15 protein-coding genes are annotated in these 19,532 nt (G+C 64.8%); 6 read left to right on the forward strand and 9 right to left on the reverse strand.

Annotated features, from left to right (window positions below; genetic code table 11):
• Positions 1 to 7: 7 nt before the first annotated feature.
• Together AC1DYM_RS03310 and AC1DYM_RS03315 are read right to left on the reverse strand one after the other, a co-directional pair.
• The gene (locus tag AC1DYM_RS03310) at positions 8 to 694 is read right to left on the reverse strand and encodes an ABC transporter ATP-binding protein (protein WP_477335909.1); all 687 of its coding nucleotides are present in this window, start codon (positions 692 to 694) and stop codon (positions 8 to 10) included.
• Between the two features lie 19 nt (positions 695 to 713).
• A complete protein-coding gene (locus tag AC1DYM_RS03315; protein WP_477335911.1) occupies positions 714 to 1,970 on the reverse strand; it encodes an efflux RND transporter periplasmic adaptor subunit in 1,257 nt (418 codons plus the stop codon).
• A gap of 119 nt (positions 1,971 to 2,089) precedes the next feature.
• Here AC1DYM_RS03315 and AC1DYM_RS03320 point away from each other — a divergent pair, with 119 nt between their 5' ends.
• Complete coding sequence (locus AC1DYM_RS03320) at positions 2,090 to 2,776, forward strand: fumarylacetoacetate hydrolase family protein (RefSeq protein ID WP_477335913.1); 687 nt, start codon at positions 2,090 to 2,092, stop codon at positions 2,774 to 2,776.
• Positions 2,777 to 2,848: 72 nt separating this feature from the next.
• A complete protein-coding gene (mscL, locus tag AC1DYM_RS03325) occupies positions 2,849 to 3,256 on the forward strand; it encodes a large-conductance mechanosensitive channel protein MscL (RefSeq protein ID WP_477335915.1) in 408 nt (135 codons plus the stop codon).
• Positions 3,257 to 4,109: 853 nt separating this feature from the next.
• On the opposite strand, the gene AC1DYM_RS03330 is transcribed toward mscL, so the two are convergent.
• The 3 genes from AC1DYM_RS03330 to AC1DYM_RS03340 form a co-directional block, all read right to left on the reverse strand.
• Positions 4,110 to 7,106 carry a TonB-dependent receptor gene (locus tag AC1DYM_RS03330; protein WP_477335917.1) on the reverse strand — a complete coding sequence of 999 codons (2,997 nt, stop codon included), beginning with the start codon at positions 7,104 to 7,106 and terminating at the stop codon, positions 4,110 to 4,112.
• 216 nt (positions 7,107 to 7,322) lie between these two features.
• Complete coding sequence (locus tag AC1DYM_RS03335) at positions 7,323 to 8,261, reverse strand: helix-turn-helix domain-containing protein (RefSeq protein WP_477335919.1); 939 nt, start codon at positions 8,259 to 8,261, stop codon at positions 7,323 to 7,325.
• A 17-nt stretch (positions 8,262 to 8,278) separates the two neighbouring features.
• A complete protein-coding gene (locus AC1DYM_RS03340) occupies positions 8,279 to 8,566 on the reverse strand; it encodes a hypothetical protein (protein ID WP_477335921.1) in 288 nt (95 codons plus the stop codon).
• 150 nt (positions 8,567 to 8,716) lie between these two features.
• Here AC1DYM_RS03340 and AC1DYM_RS03345 point away from each other — a divergent pair, with 150 nt between their 5' ends.
• From AC1DYM_RS03345 to AC1DYM_RS03355, 3 genes are all read left to right on the forward strand, one after another.
• Complete coding sequence (locus AC1DYM_RS03345; protein WP_477335976.1) at positions 8,717 to 9,430, forward strand: response regulator; 714 nt, start codon at positions 8,717 to 8,719, stop codon at positions 9,428 to 9,430.
• Entirely contained in the window at positions 9,430 to 10,818 is a 1,389-nt protein-coding gene (locus AC1DYM_RS03350; RefSeq protein ID WP_477335923.1) for a sensor histidine kinase, read from the forward strand. Before AC1DYM_RS03345 ends, AC1DYM_RS03350 begins: the two co-directional genes overlap by 1 nt.
• An 83-nt stretch (positions 10,819 to 10,901) precedes the next feature.
• Complete coding sequence (locus AC1DYM_RS03355; protein ID WP_477335925.1) at positions 10,902 to 12,344, forward strand: M20/M25/M40 family metallo-hydrolase; 1,443 nt, start codon at positions 10,902 to 10,904, stop codon at positions 12,342 to 12,344.
• A 114-nt stretch (positions 12,345 to 12,458) separates the two neighbouring features.
• On the opposite strand, the gene AC1DYM_RS03360 is transcribed toward AC1DYM_RS03355, so the two are convergent.
• From AC1DYM_RS03360 to AC1DYM_RS03370, 3 genes are all read right to left on the reverse strand, one after another.
• The gene (locus AC1DYM_RS03360; RefSeq protein WP_477335927.1) at positions 12,459 to 15,560 is read right to left on the reverse strand and encodes an efflux RND transporter permease subunit; all 3,102 of its coding nucleotides are present in this window, start codon (positions 15,558 to 15,560) and stop codon (positions 12,459 to 12,461) included.
• A gap of 9 nt (positions 15,561 to 15,569) precedes the next feature.
• Positions 15,570 to 16,703 carry an efflux RND transporter periplasmic adaptor subunit gene (locus AC1DYM_RS03365; RefSeq protein WP_477335929.1) on the reverse strand — a complete coding sequence of 378 codons (1,134 nt, stop codon included), beginning with the start codon at positions 16,701 to 16,703 and terminating at the stop codon, positions 15,570 to 15,572.
• A 114-nt stretch (positions 16,704 to 16,817) separates the two neighbouring features.
• Entirely contained in the window at positions 16,818 to 17,279 is a 462-nt protein-coding gene (locus tag AC1DYM_RS03370; protein WP_477335931.1) for a MarR family winged helix-turn-helix transcriptional regulator, read from the reverse strand.
• Positions 17,280 to 17,353: 74 nt separating this feature from the next.
• Between AC1DYM_RS03370 and AC1DYM_RS03375 the strand changes: the two genes are divergently transcribed.
• On the forward strand, positions 17,354 to 17,866 hold the full coding sequence (locus AC1DYM_RS03375; RefSeq protein ID WP_477335933.1) for an O-acetyl-ADP-ribose deacetylase: 513 nt from the start codon (positions 17,354 to 17,356) through the stop codon (positions 17,864 to 17,866).
• Here AC1DYM_RS03375 and AC1DYM_RS03380 read toward each other — a convergent pair.
• Entirely contained in the window at positions 17,863 to 19,530 is a 1,668-nt protein-coding gene (locus tag AC1DYM_RS03380) for a BatD family protein (RefSeq protein WP_477335935.1), read from the reverse strand. The two genes, AC1DYM_RS03375 and AC1DYM_RS03380, sit on opposite strands and share 4 nt — an antisense overlap.
• Positions 19,531 to 19,532 lie beyond the last annotated feature (2 nt).

The raw sequence follows: 19,532 nt of genomic DNA on the forward strand, positions 1-19,532 counted from the left end.
TCCTCCCTCAGGCCACGGCTTGTTCGACGAGGGTGCCCTTGTCGAGGTGTAGCGTGTGGTTGGCGTACTCGGCGGCCTTGGGATCGTGGGTGACCATCACGATGGTCTTGCCATGCTCGCGATTGAGTTCACGCAGGAGACCGAGGATCTCCTCGGCGGATTGCCGATCGAGATCGCCGGTCGGTTCATCGCAGACGAGCAAGGTCGGATCGGACACGATGGCTCGTGCGATCGCGACACGCTGCTGCTGGCCGCCGGAGAGTTCCGAGGGTTTGTGTGTGGCGCGGTCGGACAGACCCACCAGTTGCAACGCGATCGACGCGTTCTGCTTGCGCTGCGCCGCCGAGAGCTTGGTCAGCAACAGCGGCAGTTCCACGTTGCGCTGGCCGGTCAGCATGGGCATGAGGTTGTAGAACTGGAAGACGAAGCCGACATGCGCGGCACGCCATTTGGCCAGCGCGCCGGAGCCGAGTCGATCGATGCGCTCACCGGCCACCGTGATGCTGCCGCCCGTGGGCGTATCCAGTCCGCCGATCAGGTTCAACAGCGTGGTCTTGCCCGAACCCGAAGGTCCCATCAGGGCGAGGAAGTCGCCTTCCTCGATCTTCAGGTTCACGCCGTGCAGCACTTCCACTTTCTGTCGGCCGCGTTCGTAAACCTTGGAGAGATCCTGGATGTCGATCAGGGTAGCCATCGTTCTGTCTCCGTACGCGTCAGGGTGTGGTTTTGGCGATGCTGACGGCGGTGCCGTCGGCGAGGGATGCGGGGGGTGCGACGACGACCGTGTCGCCCGGCGTCACGCCGTCGCTGACCAGGCGCATGTCCGCGCTGCCCGTTGTCGCGGCGGTCACGACACGGCGCCGTGCCGTGTCGTCGGTGACGACGAAGATGACGTCGTGACCGTCGCGTTGCACGATGGCCGCGGCGGGAACGAACACGCCCTTGGGAAGCGTCGATGTCGCGGTGGCGCGGCGTTCCAGGAAAGACACTCGCACACCCATGTCGGGCACGATGCGTGCGTCCTTGTTCTCGAGCGCGACGCGCACCTTCACCGTGGCCTTGCCCCGATCGGCGGCCGGCACGATGGCGATCACATGGGCCGGGATCGTCCAGTCCGGGTACGCGTCGAGCACCGCCTCGGCTGGCATGTCGGGCTGTACGCGGCCGATATAGGCCTCGTTGACGTCGACATCGATCTCCAGGGAGTCCATGTCGACGATCGTGCCGACGCCGGTGCGCGTGAATCCACCGCCAGCGGAGAGCGGCGAGACGATCTCGCCGACCTGTGCCGCCTTGTCCGTGATCACGCCGTCGAAGGGCGCACGAATGACGGTGTAGTCGAGATTGACCTGCCCGACCTGCACCTGCGCGTCGGCGGAATCCGCCTGACGTCGCGCCGTGTTGAGTTGCGCGCGAAAGGTATTGGCCTGGGTGCGGGCCTGCTCCGACACCTGCTTCGATACCAACCCCCGTCCGACCAGCGACTCGGCGCGATCGGCGTCGCGCAGGTTCTGGTCGAGCTGGGCCTGGGTCTGGGCGACGGTGGCGCGGGCCGCCGCGGCACTGGCACGGGCGGCGTCGAGACCGGCGCGCAGGGCATTGTCCTCGAGGCGGGCGAGCACCTGCCCCTTCTTTACCCGGTCGCCCTCCTCGATCAGCACCTCGGTCAGTGTGCCGGTGATCTGGGCGGAGACCGTGGCCTGGCGACGCGCCGTCACGTAACCGGTGGCCTGGAGCACCGCCCCTGCCTCCGCATGGGCGGACGGCACCACCGCCGTGGCGGTCGTCACCTCGACCGGCCGATGGGCGACCAGGGCCCAGGCACCGGCGCCCACGGCGAGCAGCACCACGATGACGCCCCCAACGATAAGCGCGAGGCGGAGGCCCTTGCCGCCGCCCCCGCCCCCATGGGCTTCCTTGTGCGATTTATCGATCTTCAGCTGCCGCAGCAGCTCAGCGTTCGAATTCATGCTTCCCTCTGCCCCTGAGATCCCACTGGATAGCAAGATCATGCGACCCGGGCCGACGCTGCACCACTTCCGCCCATCAGTCATCTGCCGTGACAGGTGTCACCTGCTAACCTGATGCGATGAATACGATCATCCCCGCGCCGGCCCAGCCGAGCATTCCCGTCGTCGGCCAGACCGCGCGTTTCCCGGTCCGCCGCATTTTCTGCATTGGCCGCAACTACGCCGACCACGCCCGCGAAATGGGTGCCTCGGTGGACAAGGCGAACCCGATGTTCTTCACCAAGCCCGCCGATGCCATCGTCACCGATGGCGCCGACGTACCCTACCCCTCGGCCACCAGCGATCTTCACCACGAAGTCGAGATGGTGGTTGCCTTGGGCGCTGGCGGCTCGGACCTGTCCGTCGCAGAGGCGGGCAAGCTGGTCTGGGGCTACGGCGTGGGCCTGGACCTGACGCGCCGTGACCTGCAAGCGCAGGCCAAGGCCAAGGGCGCACCGTGGGACGTCGCCAAGGGCTTCGACCATTCGGCGCCCATCTCGGCCCTGGTCCCGGCATCGGAAGTCATCCCGACCGCCGCCACGCGCATCTCGCTGGAAATCAACGGCGAGCTGCGCCAGGAGGCCACCCTGGGTGACATGGTCCTGGACGTGCCTGAAATCCTCAGCGCCTTGTCGAAGCTGTTCGAGCTCAAGGCGGGCGACATCGTCTACACCGGCACGCCGGCCGGTGTTTCCGCCCTGATGCGTGGCGACACATTCCGTGCGACCCTCGATGGCGTGGCCACGCTCGAAGGGCGCGTGAGCTGACTTCGCAAACTGCCGACATCCAGCCCGCTAGTTTCCTACGTTCCACGTTCAGCCAATAAGGAGAAACCACCGATGAGTTTCGTCGCGGAATTCAAGAAATTCGCTCTACGCGGTAACGTCGTCGACCTGGCCGTCGGTGTCGTTATTGGTGCCGCCTTCGGCAAGATCGTCACCTCGTTGGTCGAGAACATCATCATGCCGCCCATCGGCTGGTTGATCGGCGGCATCGACTTCTCCGATTACAAGTGGGTGCTCAAACCGGCCGATGCGGTCGCGAAGAAAGCCGAAGTGGCGATCCAGTACGGCGTCTTCATCAACGTGCTGATCCAATTCCTCATCGTCGCCATCGCGATCTTCATCGTGGTCAAGGCGATCAACCGCCTCACCCGCCGCGAAGAAGAAGCCCCGGCCGCACCGGCCGCGGATGTCGTTCTCCTCACCGAGATCCGCGACCTGCTCCGCTCGCAGCAGCGCCCCTAGAAAAACGGTAAGAGCCGATTCATCGGCGATGAAGCCATGTAGGAGCCGATTCATCGGCGAAAAGCCAACAGAGCGATGAAGCCGGCGCCGTAATCGCTGACGAAAGCCGCGAGGGGCAAGGCCCTTGGGGCCGCCGGCGCAGCTCTTCGAGGCGGGCGGTAGCCGGTCCCTCGCTCCGTCAGCTGGTCGGGGCCGCCCTCAGCTCATGCGGCCCCAAGGGCCTTGCCCCTCGCGCCACCGAACGCTGAGGTGGTTTCCGGTCGAGCTCACCGCCCACAAGCTCGAAGCGCTTCTGGTGTAGGAGCCGATTCATCGGCGAACCCTCAGCGTTGGTGTCACGAATGAAGCTCTATCTCGCATCGTGCGGGCTGTTGAACCGCTCGCCCGAACAGCACAAGGCCTCACTCGAAAGCGCGAGAGCCTGAGGGTTCGCCGCTGAAGCGGCTCCTGCATTTGCGCAGCCTCTCCCCTGTCAAATGATGACTGGCGAAGCGCGCGTTGCGCTTTTGCATCAAGCAACCTCACCGTCTGGTGTCGCGGTCGAGTTGGCCCTTGGGGCCGCATGAGCTGAGGGCCGCTCAGTTCCCGTGCGAGCGAAAGCGCAGCTACGGCCCGCCTCGAAGAGCTGCGCCGGCGGTCCCAAGGGTCGACCCGATCGCGACTCCCCAGCAGCACGAGCGTGAGGCGGCAAAGCCGCAGAAACATGAGCTCGCGTCGCGAGCTATCCGCATAAAAAAAGAGGCCGCCGATGGGGTATCGGCGGCCTATCTGGGGAGACTCGTTATGCCCGGGAGTTGAGCCGTCACCGGCTCGAGCACTTATTATTGGTATTCGGGTTTAAGCAGGCGCGCTATCAGAAGTCGTAGTTGATGCCGAAACGCACATAACGCGGCTGACTGAAGTAGGTGACCTTGTTGTAGTTGGTATTGAGCGCCGCAGTGCTGCCATAAAGCACGTACGTCGCCGTGGGCACGGATTCACCCAGCGCGTTATAGACCATTACATTGAAGCCAAGTTTCTGGTTTGCCCACATCGGACGGTATTCCGCCGAAAGCGAGACGATGTGCTGCCAGGGCTGGYGACCGGCCGCACCCGGCGGTGAGGCTTCACCACCGCAGTAGTGGTAGTAGCTGCCGTAACCGACCGGATTGCTTTCATCCGCACCGTAATAGCCCAGGCAGGTCTTCGGCGTACCGGAAAGGATCGCCACGTTGGCCGAGAGCATCCACTCCTTCGCCGCCTGCCAGGAACCGTAGATCTTCAGTTGGTGCTTGCGATCGTTGGAGAGCAGGCCGTTGGAGTTCTCCATGAGCTTGCCGAAGTCCCAGTCCACCGTCGCCGAGACGTCGGTCTGGCCGATATCGGAACGCACCTGTCCCTCGGTATCGCCGTAGCTACGCGAGAAGACGTAATCCACCTTGGCCTGCCACGTGCCATCGAACGGATGCTCGAGGAACGTTTCCAGACCGTAGTAACTGCGCTTGGCCTTCGGCATGCCGAAATCGTCGGCAGACACGCTGACGCTGTTGTAACCGCCCGCGCCGTCCGGAATACGGTAGGTATTGCTACGACCCGGGTTCGAAAGGTAGCAGCCGTTGAGCGAGCTGGCGTCCACGTCATAACCGAGCGACTGGGCCTTGGCGGTGATCGTGTCGGTATCGCAGATATCGTCGAGGATGTTGCGCAGTTTGCGGACCTGCGCCTTCATGCCCCACACGTAGTCCGGGTTGATCTGCTGGGTGAAGCCAAGCAGGTATTCGTCCTGGTACTCGGACTGAATGTTGCTGGCCGCCACCGTCTTCGCATCCGGCGACTGGCCGTATTCGTTGTTCGCCGACACCGCGCCGCCCGTCGCCGAAGCGAGCTGGGTCAGGCCGGTCGGATTACCGTTACCGTCGATACCGGTGTAGGTGTAGTACTGGTTCGTGTACAGCGAGCCGGCGGCCGCACGCAGGGCGACGGAGGCGGGCATGGCCAGGTAGTAGCGGCCCGCATTGCCATAGACCTTGAGCGTCGAATCGCCGTTCACATCCCAGCTGAAGCCCAGGCGAGGTGCCCACTGCGGCTTCGTCATGCGAAGGAAAGCATCGCCGTTCGGGTTGTAGTTGGTGAACTGGTCGTTACGCAGGCCGATCTTCACCAGCCAGCGATCGTCCACCTGCCAGCTATCTTCGATGTACTGCGCCCGCTGCTTCACCCGCACCGACGCTGCCGTGCTGTAGAGATACTTCGATACGTAGTAACCCTCTTCACCACCGGCGCCGGTATTCGGTGCGGCGACAAACGGGCTGTCGCTGATAGCGGTCGCCGGGTCACCGTAGCCGTATAGCCAGGCATTACCGGTTTCGCCGTCATCGATATCGTGCGAATTGAGGTTGTCGATACCACCGGTGATCGTGTGATCGCCGATCTTCCACGACAGGTCCAGGCGCAGGTTGTTCGTTGTGGCACGGTGACTCGGATCATTGGCGGTCAGCACCGTCTGCGAATTGACGATGGAGTTGCCGCCGGTGATGGCGGGGTTCTCGAACTCCGAACCATTGATGTACGTGAGAGACGGATCGTATCCCGGCGTCGTGCTGTAGTACGTCATCTTCTGCTTGCCGTAGAGGGCGGTAAGCGTCAGATCGTCCGTGATGTAGCTGGTGAACTTGGCGACGTAGACGTCGGCACTTTGCTTGGTCGACGTGTCGTAGCTGTTCAACGACCCGGTCGTGTTGGTCGCGTAGTCGTAGTTGTAGAGGTTGCCCTTGTACGAATCCTTTTGCGAGGCGCCCGTCAATTCGAGGATGTTGTTGTCGGTGATGTTCCAGTCGATCTTCGAGTACCACTTCGGATCGTGATACTCGTAGTTCGTGTTGTACGACGACGTGACCGAACCCACGCTGTTACCGACGTTCTTCGACTCTTCGACGGCGGCGAAGAAGAACAGTTTGTCCTTGATCAGGGGGCCGCCGACATACGCGCTCTCGGTGGTCGTCCAGGACTTGTTGTCCGAATAGCGACGGTAGATGTCCCCTGCGTTCGCTCCGGTGACGTAGTACGAACTGGGACTCACGCCTTCGAGCGACCCCGGCGTCCACTGCACCTGCGCACCGAAGTGCCATTCGTTGGTGCCGCGCTTGCCGCTCTGGCTGATCACACCGCCGTCGGATCGACCGTAGGCGGCACCGTAGCCGCCGCTGAGGATTTCCTGCTGGTCGATCGCACCATACGGAAGGCTGATGCCGCCGAATCCGCTCAACGGATCAGTCGTATTGAAGCCATTGAGATAATAAGCGTTCTCGGTGACCGAGGAGCCACTGAACGACACCAGCGATCCACCGGTGGTGCCGCTCTTGAAGCCGCTATAGCCCGGAACGACACCGGGTGCGAGCAAGGCGATCGCTTCGGCGCTGCGCGACAGCGGCAGTTTCGCCAGCTGCTCGGACGTAATGACGGTGCGTGCGTCGACGCTGGTTACATCGATCGCCGGCAAGGCGTTGGCGGAGACCGTCACCGAGCCCAGCGCGGTCGCACCGGCTGCGGCGGCCGCAAACGAGACCTCCGTTCCCGAGCCGACGCGGAGTGTGACGTCACCACGTGAGTCGACAGCTTTGCCGCCTTGCATGAGTGCCACGGTATACGTGCCCAGCGGCAGCGAACCGATGCTGTAGCGCCCCTCCGCGTCGACAGCCACCTCGCGTGTCAGGCCCGACGTGCTCTTGGCCTGCACTGTTTCACCTGCGGCCGCCGGTGCTTGTCCGAAAATACTGCCCGTCGTCGACTGGGCGATGGCCCCCGCGCTACCCAAGGCCACGCTCAGCGCGAGGCTGATCCGGCTAAGGCGCACCCATTTGAATTGATTCATCAGCACTGTGAAGCACTCCCCGAAAGATGGATTGGCGTCGCCGCCGGGCGGGCGCCCGGCAGGCGCTGTTCCCCACGTGGCCCGGCGACGCGCTTGAAACGTCGTGAGTCGTGGCGATCGCCACAACCTCAATTTAGTGTTAAGTCGACGTTCGCATGCGGCGGAAAATGCCGTGCAACTTGACGATTTGTCGGACGTATAGACGTCCGGAGGAACTTATTGCTGCTGCCTTCCTTCAAGGCTGGACTGGCGAAATTCGCGCGGCGACGTACTGAAAGCGTCGCGAAAGCAACGACTGAAGTGCGTCATGTCACCGAAGCCCCATGACTGCGCCACCTGCGCGATGCTGCGGTGACGCAGGGCGGGATCCGCAAGTTCACGACGGCACCGCGCGAGCCGCTCGGCACGCACCCAGCGCATCAGGGTCATCGATTCGTCGGCAAACAGCTCGAAGAGGTAGCTAGGGGATAACCCGACCCCGGCACCGATCATTTCGACACATAACGCAGGATCGGCCAGGCGGTCCCGCACGAAGCGCCGCACCTGCTGCTTGTACTGTTGGCGAAGTTGCGAAGGCGAGGTCTCTACCGCCGCCATGGATTCGAAGGCCGCCGCAAGCATGTGCGGTATCGCGTCGGCCACGCGATCGGCCACGGCCTCCGTGAGTTCGGAGGCGTGCGCAAAAAGCTCGTGGAAAAGCACGCGCAGATAGCCTACGGCGCTCAGGTGCCCGTGAAGACCGATCGCCGACAACTGATCGAGCCTCGGCATGGCCTCGCGAAGCGCTGTAAGGGGCAGGTAAAGCGTCTGCACCGTGGCAACTCCGATCTGCAGGCGGAAGGGCCGGGAGAGGTCGATCAGGCAGAAGTCGCCCGTGGCTATATCGCCCCGCCGCCCGTGCTGCTCGACGCTGGCGCCACCGTCCACGTGATGGCACAGGAGCGCGGCGCCCCGGTGGATGCGCGCCAGGGAGTCGCCCGTCATGACGTGTGGGCTGTGCCGGAAGGTGGCCAGGCGCAGGTGTTCGCCGGCGTAGCCATCGAGCATCGTGCTCATGCCCTGCCGCCGGGAAAAGTCCTGCCAGAACTGCAGCGCGGCAGGACTGTATGCCGGCGTACCGGAGCGTGTCGGTAAGTCGTGGTACGAGGTAGACAATGCGTGCGACTCCCGGATCAGGGACTGGAACGACGAGGCGGCGGGCCGCCATCGGGGCGCGGAGGCGGTTCCGGCGGTGTATCGAAGCCCTTGTCGGCCATGCACAGATCCATCAGGTCGGCATCGACGCCATCGTCCGGGTCATCCGCCTTGCCGTCGATATCGATCCAGCAATCGTCGAGCGCCGCCTCGATCTGGGGATCCTGCGGTGGCCGGGCGTGCGGCGGCTCCTGGGCCGATGCGACCGCGACGAGGAGCGCGCCAAAAACGAACAACAGGGAAGGCAGCGTGGGAAAGGGCTTCATGCGTTGGGCATCCATGGGACCGAGCGGGAGAGCCCACGCTAATGGGCGCCCGTCACCGCCGGTTGTCCGCGTGTGTCCGCTTTGTGTCGGCTTCTTTGCCGAGCCGGCAAACGCGCCGTAGACTGATCTGGTATCAAGCTATGCATGGCCATGGATCTTCAGTCGCTCATCCTCGTCGTCGACGACGACCCCGAACTGCGCAGCCTGATCACGGAATTCCTCGGTGGTCACGGGTATCGCGTGCAGTCGGCCGAGAATGCCCTGCAGATGAACCTGGCGATCGAGCGCGAGCGCCCCGACCTTGTCGTGCTCGACGTGATGATGCCGGGGGAGGATGGCTTGAGCGCGGCCAGGCGCCTGGCGGCCGACAAGGGGCCGCCCGTCATCATCCTTAGCGCACTGGGCGGTGACACGGACCGCATCATCGGCCTGGAAGTCGGCGCCGACGATTACCTCGCCAAGCCGTGCAATCCGCGCGAGCTGCTCGCGCGCGTCCGCGCGGTATTGCGCAGAACCGGCAATAGCGAGCCGGTTGCCGCCGAGGACGCCCGGCCCTACGGCTTCGCCGGCTGGCGTCTGGATGTGACCCGACGCGATCTGCGCGACCCGACCGGCATCTTCATCAATCTGTCCGATGGCGAGTTCGCGCTGTTGCGCAGCTTCGTGGAGCATCCGCAGCGCATCCTCAGCCGCGACCAGTTGCTCGACCTGGTGCATGGCGGCCGCTCGGAGGTATTCGACCGCGCGATCGATACCCAGATCAGCCGTCTGCGGCGCAAGCTCAACGACCGCGTGCACGAAGAAATGATCCGCACCGTGCGTAACGAGGGCTACATGTTGGTTCCCAAGGTATCGCGCCTGTGATGCACCTGTCCCGACTGTCGATCTTCTCCCGCACGTTCCTGATGATGGTCGGCGCGCTGCTGGTCGCCGCGGCGATCGGCTTCGCCGTCCTTGTCATCAGGCCTCCCCTGCGACCTTCGGCGGTGAGCCTCTTTGAACTGGCCGCCGTGCTGCAGCCCGAGACGTCGCCCTTCGGCAACCGGCCTTTTGGCGACGATCATCTCCATCCCGGTGAAGGCGGACCGCCCCCGGGCGCGGATTTCGACCATCGTGGCGACGCCGACCTGGATATCGCCACGGTGCCAGGACCACCGCCGCCGCCGGCGTCGTTCGACAGCAAGGCCTCGGACATCGTCGCCATGCATCTGGCGGACATATTCCGGGTATCCAGCGACCGACTGCGTGTCTTCGTCACCGAGCGCGAGCTACCGGGTGCGCACGGCCCGATGCGACTCGGTCTCGGCGGCGGGTCGATCGTCGCCCTGAGGCAGGCAGATGGCCGTTGGCGAGTGGCGACCGTCCCGGTCGAGCCCTTTCCCACGGTGCTCGAGCAGCAGATCTTCCTGCTGCTCGCTCTCGGTGTCCTCGTCCTGTTGCCCCTGGCCTTTCTCTTCGCCCGCGCGCTTGCCGCACCGATCCGGCGTTTTTCCGAGGCGGCGCAACGGTTGGGAAGCGATACCAGTGCGCCACCCGTCGTGCGGGAAGGCCCACCTGAAATGCGCCAGGCGGTCGATTCGTTCAACGCCATGCAAGCACGCATCAACCGCCTGCTGCAGGAACGCACGCAGATGATCGCTGCGATTGCGCATGACCTGCGCACACCACTCACGCGCCTGACGTTCCGACTGGACGGACTGCCTTCACCGCTCGCCGAGAAGGTCGATGCGGACATCCAGGAGATGAAGACGATGATCTCGGCGGCCCTGGACTTTATTCGCGACCGCTCGCTTGGCGTGCACCGTCACCGGCTGGACGTCCGTTTGCTGGTGGAGAGCGTTGTGGACGATCTCGCCGATATCGGCCACGACGTGACCGTGCAGCCCGGCACGGCCATTACGATCGAAGGCGACCCGGTCGCGCTGCGTCGCGCCGTGATCAACCTGGTCGAGAACGGACTCAAGTACGGCGAACGCGTGCGCCTGCGCCTGCGCAGCACCGGCGACGGGTGTGTCCTGGAAGTGGACGATGATGGCCCGGGCATCCCCGAAACCATGCAGCAACAGGTGTTCGAACCGTTCTTTCGCCTGGAAGCCTCTCGCAACCGCGATACCGGCGGCATCGGCCTGGGGCTGGCCACGGTTCGCGCCATCGTGCTCGACCACGGCGGCGCCGTGGCGTTGCGCAACCGCAAGGACGGGGGCCTTCGCGTTGTCGTCAGCCTGCCTGCGACGGCGCCGACAGGCAGCTGAGGCATCCCATGCATGACTTCCTACCTACGCGGTCGGACCCCTCCGTAGGGTCATAATCGACCTTTCCGTCCCCGGGGGTCCCCATGCGTCATACGCTTCGTCTCCACGCGCTGGCCGCGTGTCTTGCGCTCGCCTTCTCCGCCCACGCCGCCGACAAGGCCACGACGATTCCTGACAAGGCCGTGACCGCCGCGACCGAACTGCGCGATCGCGCGATGAATGACAACACAGGTTACGAGTTCGTCTCCGCACTCACCACCGAAGTCGGCCCGCGACTCGCCGGCAGTGCCGCCGATGCACGTGGCGTCGCCTGGACGGTGGCAAAGTTCAAGGCCATGGGCTTCGACAAGGTCTACACCGAGAAGGTGAGTTACCCGCTGTGGCAGCGCCGCAGCGAACACGGGGCGATCGTTGCGCCCTTCCCGCAGCCGCTGGCACTTACCGCACTCGGTTATTCGGCGGGCACCCCCGCTGGCGGCCTCACGGCCGACGTGGTCGCCTTCAACGACCTCGATGCACTCAAGGCCGCGGACCCGGCGAGCGTCAAGGGCAAGATCGTCTACGTCAGCACGCACATGCAGCAGCAGAAGGATGGACACGACTACGGCATGGGCTCAGCCACGCGCACGCGCGGTGCGGTCCTCGCCGCACAGATGGGCGCGGCGGCTTACCTGCTGCGTTCCGCCGGCACCGATGCGCACAGCCGCACCCCGCACACGGGCGTCACCGGCTTTACCGATCCGAAGCAGGCGATTCCCGCCGCTGCCCTGTCGCTGCCGGATGCGGACCAGCTCGAGCGCGTACTGAAGGAAGGTAAGCCGGTCACGCTCAAGCTGGACCTCGATGTCGGCTTTGCCGGCACCTACGAAGGTGCGAACGTCATTGCCGAAGTCACCGGCCGCAAGTATCCGAACGAAGTCGTCGCCATCGGCGGCCACCTCGATTCATGGGATCTGGGCACCGGGGCCATCGACGATGGCGCCGGCGTGGCGATTGCCGCCGCAGCCGCCAAGCTCATCGAGGACATGCCGCAGCGCCCCGACCGAACGATCCGCGTCATCGCCTTCGCCAACGAGGAAATGGGTCTGTGGGGCGGCCGCGCCTACGCCGAAGCCCATGCGAAGGACGTGGCGAAGTTCCAGCTCGGCACCGAGTCCGACTTCGGCGCCGGCCGTATCTGGCGCATGACGGCGAGCGTAAAGCCCGAGGCCCTCGGCGCGATCCAGCAGATCGCCAAGGTGGTCGAGCCGATCGGCGTCGCCTACGATGCCAGCAAGCCCGGCGGCGGCGGCTCCGACCTGTCGCAAATGCATGGCAAGGGCATGGCGGCGCTGTCGCTCACCCAGGACGGCACGGACTACTTCGACTACCACCACAACGCCAACGACACGCTCGACAAGATCGACCCGAAGGCGCTGGCCCAGAATGTGGCGGTGTATGCCGCGTTCGCCTACATGGCCGCCCAGGCCAACGGCGATTTCGGTTCGAAGCCGGGCGCATTCGCGAAGGACGGCGCGCACGATTGATTGACCGGTGCGGCTCCCGCAGCAATGTGGGAGCCGCTTCAGCGGCGAAAGACCAACGGAGCGATGAAGCCGAAGAGCATCGCCGATGAATCGGCTCCTACACAAAGCCAGGCATCAATGTGCCGGATGTGTCTCTAGCTTCTTCGCAGGCGCCAGGCGTTCCTGCAGGCGATTCATGTACAAGTAAATCACCGGCGTGAGATAGAGCGTCAGGATCTGCGAGACCACCAGGCCACCCACCACGGCCAGGCCCAGTGGCTGCCGTGTCGATGCGCCAGCGCCAATGCCGAGAGCGATCGGTAGCGTGCCGGCGAACGCGGCGGCCGTCGTCATCATGATCGGACGAAAACGCACACGGCAGGCCTCGGCGATCGCCTCGTGCGGCGTGACGCCGCCCTCTCGCTGACGCTCCAGGGCGAAGTCGATCATCATGATCGCGTTCTTCTTCACGATGCCCACCAGCATGATGATGCCGACGAAGGCGAACAGATCCAGCGAGGCGTTGAATATCACCAATGTCAACAAGGCACCCACCGCTGCGGCGGGCAGGCCCGAGAGAATCGTCAGCGGGTGGATGAAGCTCTCATAGAGGATGCCCAGCACGAGGTAGATGACGAATACCGCGAGCAACAGCAACAGGCCCATACCCTTCACCGAATCCTGAAAGGCCTGTGCGGTGCCCTGCACGCTGCCGCTCAATGTCGGCGGCAATTTCAGCTCGGTCGTCGCACGATCGATGCTCGCCACGGCGTCGCTGAGCGATACGCCCGGTGCGAGATTGAACGACACGGTGACAGCAGGCAGCTGGCCCTGGTGGTTCACCGTCAGCACCTGTGGCTTGCGCTCGAAGCTGGCCACCGTATTCAACGGCACGAGCTTGCCGCTGTCCGCCGTGACATACAGCTTCGACAGGACAGCGGGATCGTCCTGCATGCGTCGTTCGACCTGGAGGATCACCCAGTACTGCGTCGCCGATCCATAGATGGTCGAAATCTGGTTCTCGCCGAAGGCCGAACCCAGCGCGGTCTGCACTTGGTCCATCGTCAGACCCAGCGGCGCCAGCTTGTTGCGATTGACCGTGACCACCATCGACGGGCTGTTGAGATCGAGGTCCGTGGTCACGTCCTGGAAACCGGGCAGTTTCTGGAACGCCGCGACCAGCTTGCCCGACCAGTCGTACAGCGCATGCAGGTCGGTCGATTGCACCGTGTACTGGTACTGCGCCTTCGACTGTCGCCCACCGACCTGGATCGATGGCGGATTCTGGATATAGGTGCGGATGCCCGGCACCTCGGCGAATTTGTGCCGCAGTTCCTGGATGATCTGGTCGGGCGTGGTGCGTCCGCGCTCGGCGGGATCCTTCAGACGGAGCAGCAGGGAGCCCGAGTTGATCGTGGCACGGGCACCGCCGGCACCGACGCTCGACATGACACCTTCGATGTTCGGATCCTTCAGCGCCATGTCGGCCAGTGACTGCTGCCGCGCGGACATCGCCGCGAACGAGATGTCCGTGGGACCTTCGGTGGTGACACGCAGCTGACCGCTGTCGCCCGCGGGGATGAAGTCCTTCGGGGTGATCACGAACAGGACGCCCGTCGCCACAAGGCTCAGCGCGAAGACACCGACGACGGTGCGCGGGTGGCGCATGCACCAGGCCAGCGTACTCGTGTAACCGTTGGTCATCGACGCAAAGCCACGATCGAACCAGACCACGATAAAGCTGCGTTTGTCGTGCGCATGAGCCTTGACGAAGCGGCTGCACAACATCGGCGTGAGCGTGATCGAGACGAAACCCGAGATCAGGATGGAGACACTGATGACGACGGCAAACTCATGGAACAGCCGCCCGACGATGCCACTCATGAACATGACCGGGATGAACACCGCGACCAGTGACAACGTCATCGAGAAGATCGTGAAGCCGATTTCGTTGGCGCCCTTCACCGCCGCGTCGAACGGCGTTTCGCCCAGTTCGATGTGACGCATGATGTTCTCGAGCATCACGATGGCGTCGTCGACGACAAAGCCCACCGCAAGGGTCAGCGCAAGCAGGGACAGGTTATCCAGGCTGTAGCCGAGCGCGAACATCGCGCCAAAGGTGCCCAGCACCGAGATAGGCAAGGCCACGGCGGGAATCAACGTGGCCGAGGCATTACCGAGGAACAGGTAGATCACGATGACGACGAGGATGCCGGCGAGGACCAGGGTGAACTGCACGTCGTGCACCGAATCGCGGATCGAATCGGAGCGGTCGTACATCACGTCCAGCTTCACCGATGGCGRCAGGGTGGCGCTGAAATTCGGCAGCAGGGAGAGGATCTTGTCGACCGTCTCCACCGTATTCGCGCCCGGCTGACGCTGGATGGCGAGGGTGATGGCGCGCGTACCGTTGTACCAGCTGGCCTTCTGGTCGTCCTGCACGCTGTCGCGCGGCACGGCGATATCGGACAGCCGCACGGGTGCGCCATTGCGATAGGCCACGACGATCTGCCCGTAATCGGCGGCACGCATCAACTGGCCATCCGAGCGAATGGACAGCAGCTGCCGCCGCCCGTTGAGCGAGCCCGTGGCCTTGTTGACGTTGGCGGCAGCGATCGCGTCGACCATCTTGTCCACGCCGATGCCGGTCGCGGCCAGCCGATCCGGATCGACGGCGATGCGCACAGCGTATTTCTGCGAGCCGTAGACGTTCACCTGGGCCACGCCGTCGACCATCGACAACCGCTGGGCGAGTTCGGTCTCCGCGTAGTCGTCCACCGTGGACAACGGTAGCGTCGACGACTGCATGGTGAGGAAGAGGATCGGCGCGTCGGCCGGATTGACCTTGCGATAGGTCGGCGGCGTGGGCATGTCCTGCGGCAGCTGACGCTGGGCAGCGGAAATGGCCGCCTGCACGTCCTGCGCCGCGCCATCGATGCTGCGGTCGAGCGAAAAGGTGACGGTGATCGTGGTCGAGCCGAGCGAACTGGACGAGGTCATCGAGTCGATGCCTGCCACGGTCGATAGCTGGGACTCGAGCGGTGTCGCCACCGATGACGCCATCGTCTCCGGCGACGCGCCTGGCAGGGAGGCGCTGATGTTGATCGTCGGGAAATCGACGTTGGGCAATTCGTTCACCGGCAACCGCGGGTACGCGGCGATGCCGAAGATGACCAGCGCAGCCATCAGCAACGTCGTCATCACCGGCCGACGGATACAGAGTTCCGGGAGGTTCATGCGCCCTCCTCAGCCCTTGTCGAAGCGCACGCGTGCGCCGTCGACGAGCAGCATCTGTCCTTCGATGACGACCCGCTCACCGCCTTGCAAGCCCTTGTCGATCACGGCGCGATCGGCGGTCGTCGCACCTGTCGTGACGCTGCGCTGCTCCACGGTCTTGTCCGGTTTGACGACGAAGACAAAAGAGCCGGACGTGGAGCTCTGCAGGGCGATCACCGGCACGCTCACCGCATCGGTCAGACGCGTCGTGGGCAGGGTGACGTCGGCGAACTGGCCTGGCGTGAGCCGGCCGTTCGCATTTTCGAAGCGGCCCTTGAGGATGATCGTTCCCGTGGTGGCATCCACCGCGTTGTCGATGAATTCGAGTTCGCCCTGCACCGGCACGCCCTTGTCGCCCGGGATCGTCGCCTGCACGGGCAGGGTCCCGTTTCGCAGGCTGGTACGCACCGCGGACAGGCTGTCTTCCGGAATGGAAAAGGCGACACGGATGGGGTCGACCTCGTTGAGCACCACGATGTCCGTGGTGTCGGCCGTCAACGTGGCGCCGGGATACGCCAGCGGCGCGCCGGTGACACCGTCGAACGGCGCGCTGATCGTGGTGAAGTCGAGCTGGGTCTGCGCAGCGCGCGCGGCGGCACGATCGCTTTCGAGGGCGGCCCGGGCGACGCCGAGGTTCGCCTTGTACAAGTCGTAGTCGGCGCGGCTGACGAACCCCTTGCCGAGCATGTTTTCATAGCGGGCCAGATCGGCCTCGGCTTTGACCAACTGCGCCTGGTCGCGCGACACGTTGCCTTGCGCCTGGTCGTAGGCGGCTTTCAGTGGACGCGGATCGACCCGGGCGAGCAGGTCGCCTTTCTTCACATGCGTGCCCGGTGTAAAAGCCAGGGATTCGAGCTGGCCACTCACCCGGGAACGGACGTTCACCGTGGAATAGGCCTCGGCGCGGCCGATCACCTTCAACGAAAGATCGATCTCACCGCGAGTCGCGACAGCCGTGGTCACCGGCACCCCGGCCGCGGCCTTGTCGCCGGGTTTAGGGCCGTCCTTGCCGCCCGCATCGTGGCGCCAGATCGTGGCAGCGATGGCGCCGACGGCAACCAGCAGAGCTAAAAGGAGAAATTTCTTCCCTGGGGAACGTTGCATGTAGGCTCCGGCCGAATCCTGGGGGTCCGGTCGCCGCGCTGGGGAGCGCGGACTGTTTTCAGTTCGGACATCGTTATCGCTAACGCATCTCCGTGACTTCGGTTGACCTCGCGATCAGTTTTCCTCGGACGGACCATCGAGGCTCTGGAGGTTATCTTTCATGCGGTCCAGGACCGTGAGCATCATGTTGAGATCATCGGGAGAGATTCCGGCCGTGGCGTCGCGGCGAAGCCCGCGGGCGATATCTTCCATGCCGTCGATGACACCCCGTGCCTGCTCGGTATCGTGAAGACGCCAGGCGCGCCGGTCCTTCGGGTCGGCACGGCGCTCCACGAATCCGGCAGCCTGCAGGCGGTCGATGACGCGACCCACCGCGATCGGCTCCATGTCCAGCTGTTCGGCCAGCTCGTTCTGCCGCATCCCCGGGCGCCGGTGGAGGGCCTTCAGAGCGCGCCATTGGGCGCGGGTCAGGCCAAAGCGCACGGCCCTCCGGTCGAAGTGCTTGCGGAAGAGCAAGGTCACGTCGTTCAGGAGATAACCGAACGAGATGTCTTCAACTTTGAGTGTATCGGCCATAACGTAGGAGCAAGCTGCCAGGGAGTACAGCCATCCTAGCCAATTGCGGCGCCACCGTCACAGAAGGATGCGGCATGAGGTTCGAAGTGATCGAGACCGACATCACACGGCTGGCGGTGGACGCTATCGTCAATGCCGCCAATGAGTCCCTGCTGGGCGGCGGAGGCGTGGACGGTGCCATCCACCGGGCGGCCGGACCGGCCCTGCTGGCGGCCTGCCGGGCGCTGCCGGAGGTGGCCCCGGGGGTGCGCTGCCCAACCGGGGAGGCACGTATCACGGGCGGCTTCGACCTGCCCGCCCGCCTCGTCATCCACACCGTCGGCCCGGTCTGGCACGGGGGCCGTCATGGCGAACCGGAACGGCTGGCCGACTGCTATAGGAATGTTCTCAAACTTGCCGAAACCCACGAGGTCGCATCCATCGCGCTGCCAGCGATAAGCGCCGGGGTATTTGGCTACCCCGCCGATGCCGCCGCGGCGATCGCGACAGAGACCCTGCGATCCGCACCGTGGCAGCCCGAACGTGTCGTGTTCTGCACTTTCGGGCCATCGATGACCGGGGTCTACGAGCGATTGCTCCGGGCTTAGCGTGGGTACAGCGGCGGCAGCCCCGAAGGTCCGTCGCCCACCGGCCGGCCCGACCAGTCGAATCCGCGCTTGAAAGCGGCCTTCAGGGCCGCGCCATCGACCGCTCCACTGGCGAAACGAGCACGCTGCAGCATCGCGATCGCGTCGCGTTGATCGCCACTGGCCAGCGCCTCCGCCAGGGCACCCGTGCTACGCAACGAGGGCCGGACCGTCTGCGCCCAGGCCAGGAGCAAACGATCCGCCGTCGCCGCATCGCCGGAGGTCGAAGAAAGGAACGCTTCCCTTGCGGGGCGTTCGCGGAGAGGCTCGCGCGGTACCGCCGCGACGGCGCTTTTCGGACGACGGCGGCCAAAGAGAAGCCACACCGCGACCGTTGCCACCCATAGAAGCAGTACAGCCAGGAAAAGCCAGCGCCAAGGTGTCGATGACACGGCGGAAGCCGGCGCGGCGGCGCCGGGTGTCGATGGCGTAGCGGACGCCGGGGTGACCGGTATACCGGCGCCGGGCACTGGCGCTCCCGCGCCGGCGGCGATCTCGATGTCGTGGGCCGGCACCGTGGCGACTTCCGCCTTATCGGTGACCACGTTCCACCAGTGCAGGGTCGTCTCGGGAATGTGCAGCGTACCGGTGCGTGTCGGCACCACGGCGAAGCCCTGCTGGCGCCGACCGGTCACCCAGGAGCCGCTGGTCCCGCCACCGGTAACGGCCTTGTCCGGATAAACGTCGGCCCCGTCGATTTTCGGCAGTGACAAGGCGGGCAGCGCTTCGAACGGCATGCCCACCGCGTCGAGGCGCATGGTCAGGGTCATCGGCTGGCCGACGCGTCCCTTACCGTCGGGAGGAAGTCCCTCAAGGCCGAGTTTCAGCTCACGTGCGGGGATCCACGCGGCGTCCGGTGCCGACGACGAAGGGCGCTCGCGAACCGTGATGTGGAGGCGTTCGGCGACGGCGCTGACCGGTGCGCCCGCGCCGAAAAACGACCCTGCATCGGTCGGATCGACCGCCGTGCCCTGGAAGGTGGGTGGCTGGATCTCGAGGCTGCCCGCGCGCTGGGGGAAGATCGCGTAGTGCCGTTCGATCACGTTGAAGCGACGGCCACCACGAACGTTCTGATAGTTCGCGTCCTGTCCGATGCGACGAACCTCGGCACCTTCCGCCGAAGGATCGCCAAGCTGGCCGTCGGCAAGATTCACCGCGAAATACAGGCGAAGCGTGTAGTCGATCTGTTGGCCGACGTAGGCCTGGGCCGGTTCGGCCTTGCCTTCCAAGACCACCGGCCGGTCACCTGCGGTGGCGCTGGTGTCGGACGAAGCAGCCACCTCGAGCGATACGGGCTGCGTGCGCTGGGCGCCCACCGCGATGCCGGGAATGGTCAGGTGCCCCTCTCGTCGGGGGCGCAAGGCCACGCCGAGAATGGTGTGCGCCTCACGTCGCCCGTTGACGATACTCAGGGAGTGGTTGGTCGAGGTCCCCAGAATGGTGAAGTCGTTCTGCAAAGGAGACAGGTCCGGCTCATCCGTGGACTCGTCGCCGACCTCGATGCTCAGCGTCACCGTCTCGCCCACGCCGACCGTGCTGCGGTCGAGCGTGGCGACCGGTCCCGTCGCTTGCGCCAGGGCCAGGGAGGGAATCGCCAGCGCGAGGACCAGCAGCAGGTAACGCATCG

It is taken from the genome of Luteibacter sp. P1_D3 (genome assembly GCF_056406135.1).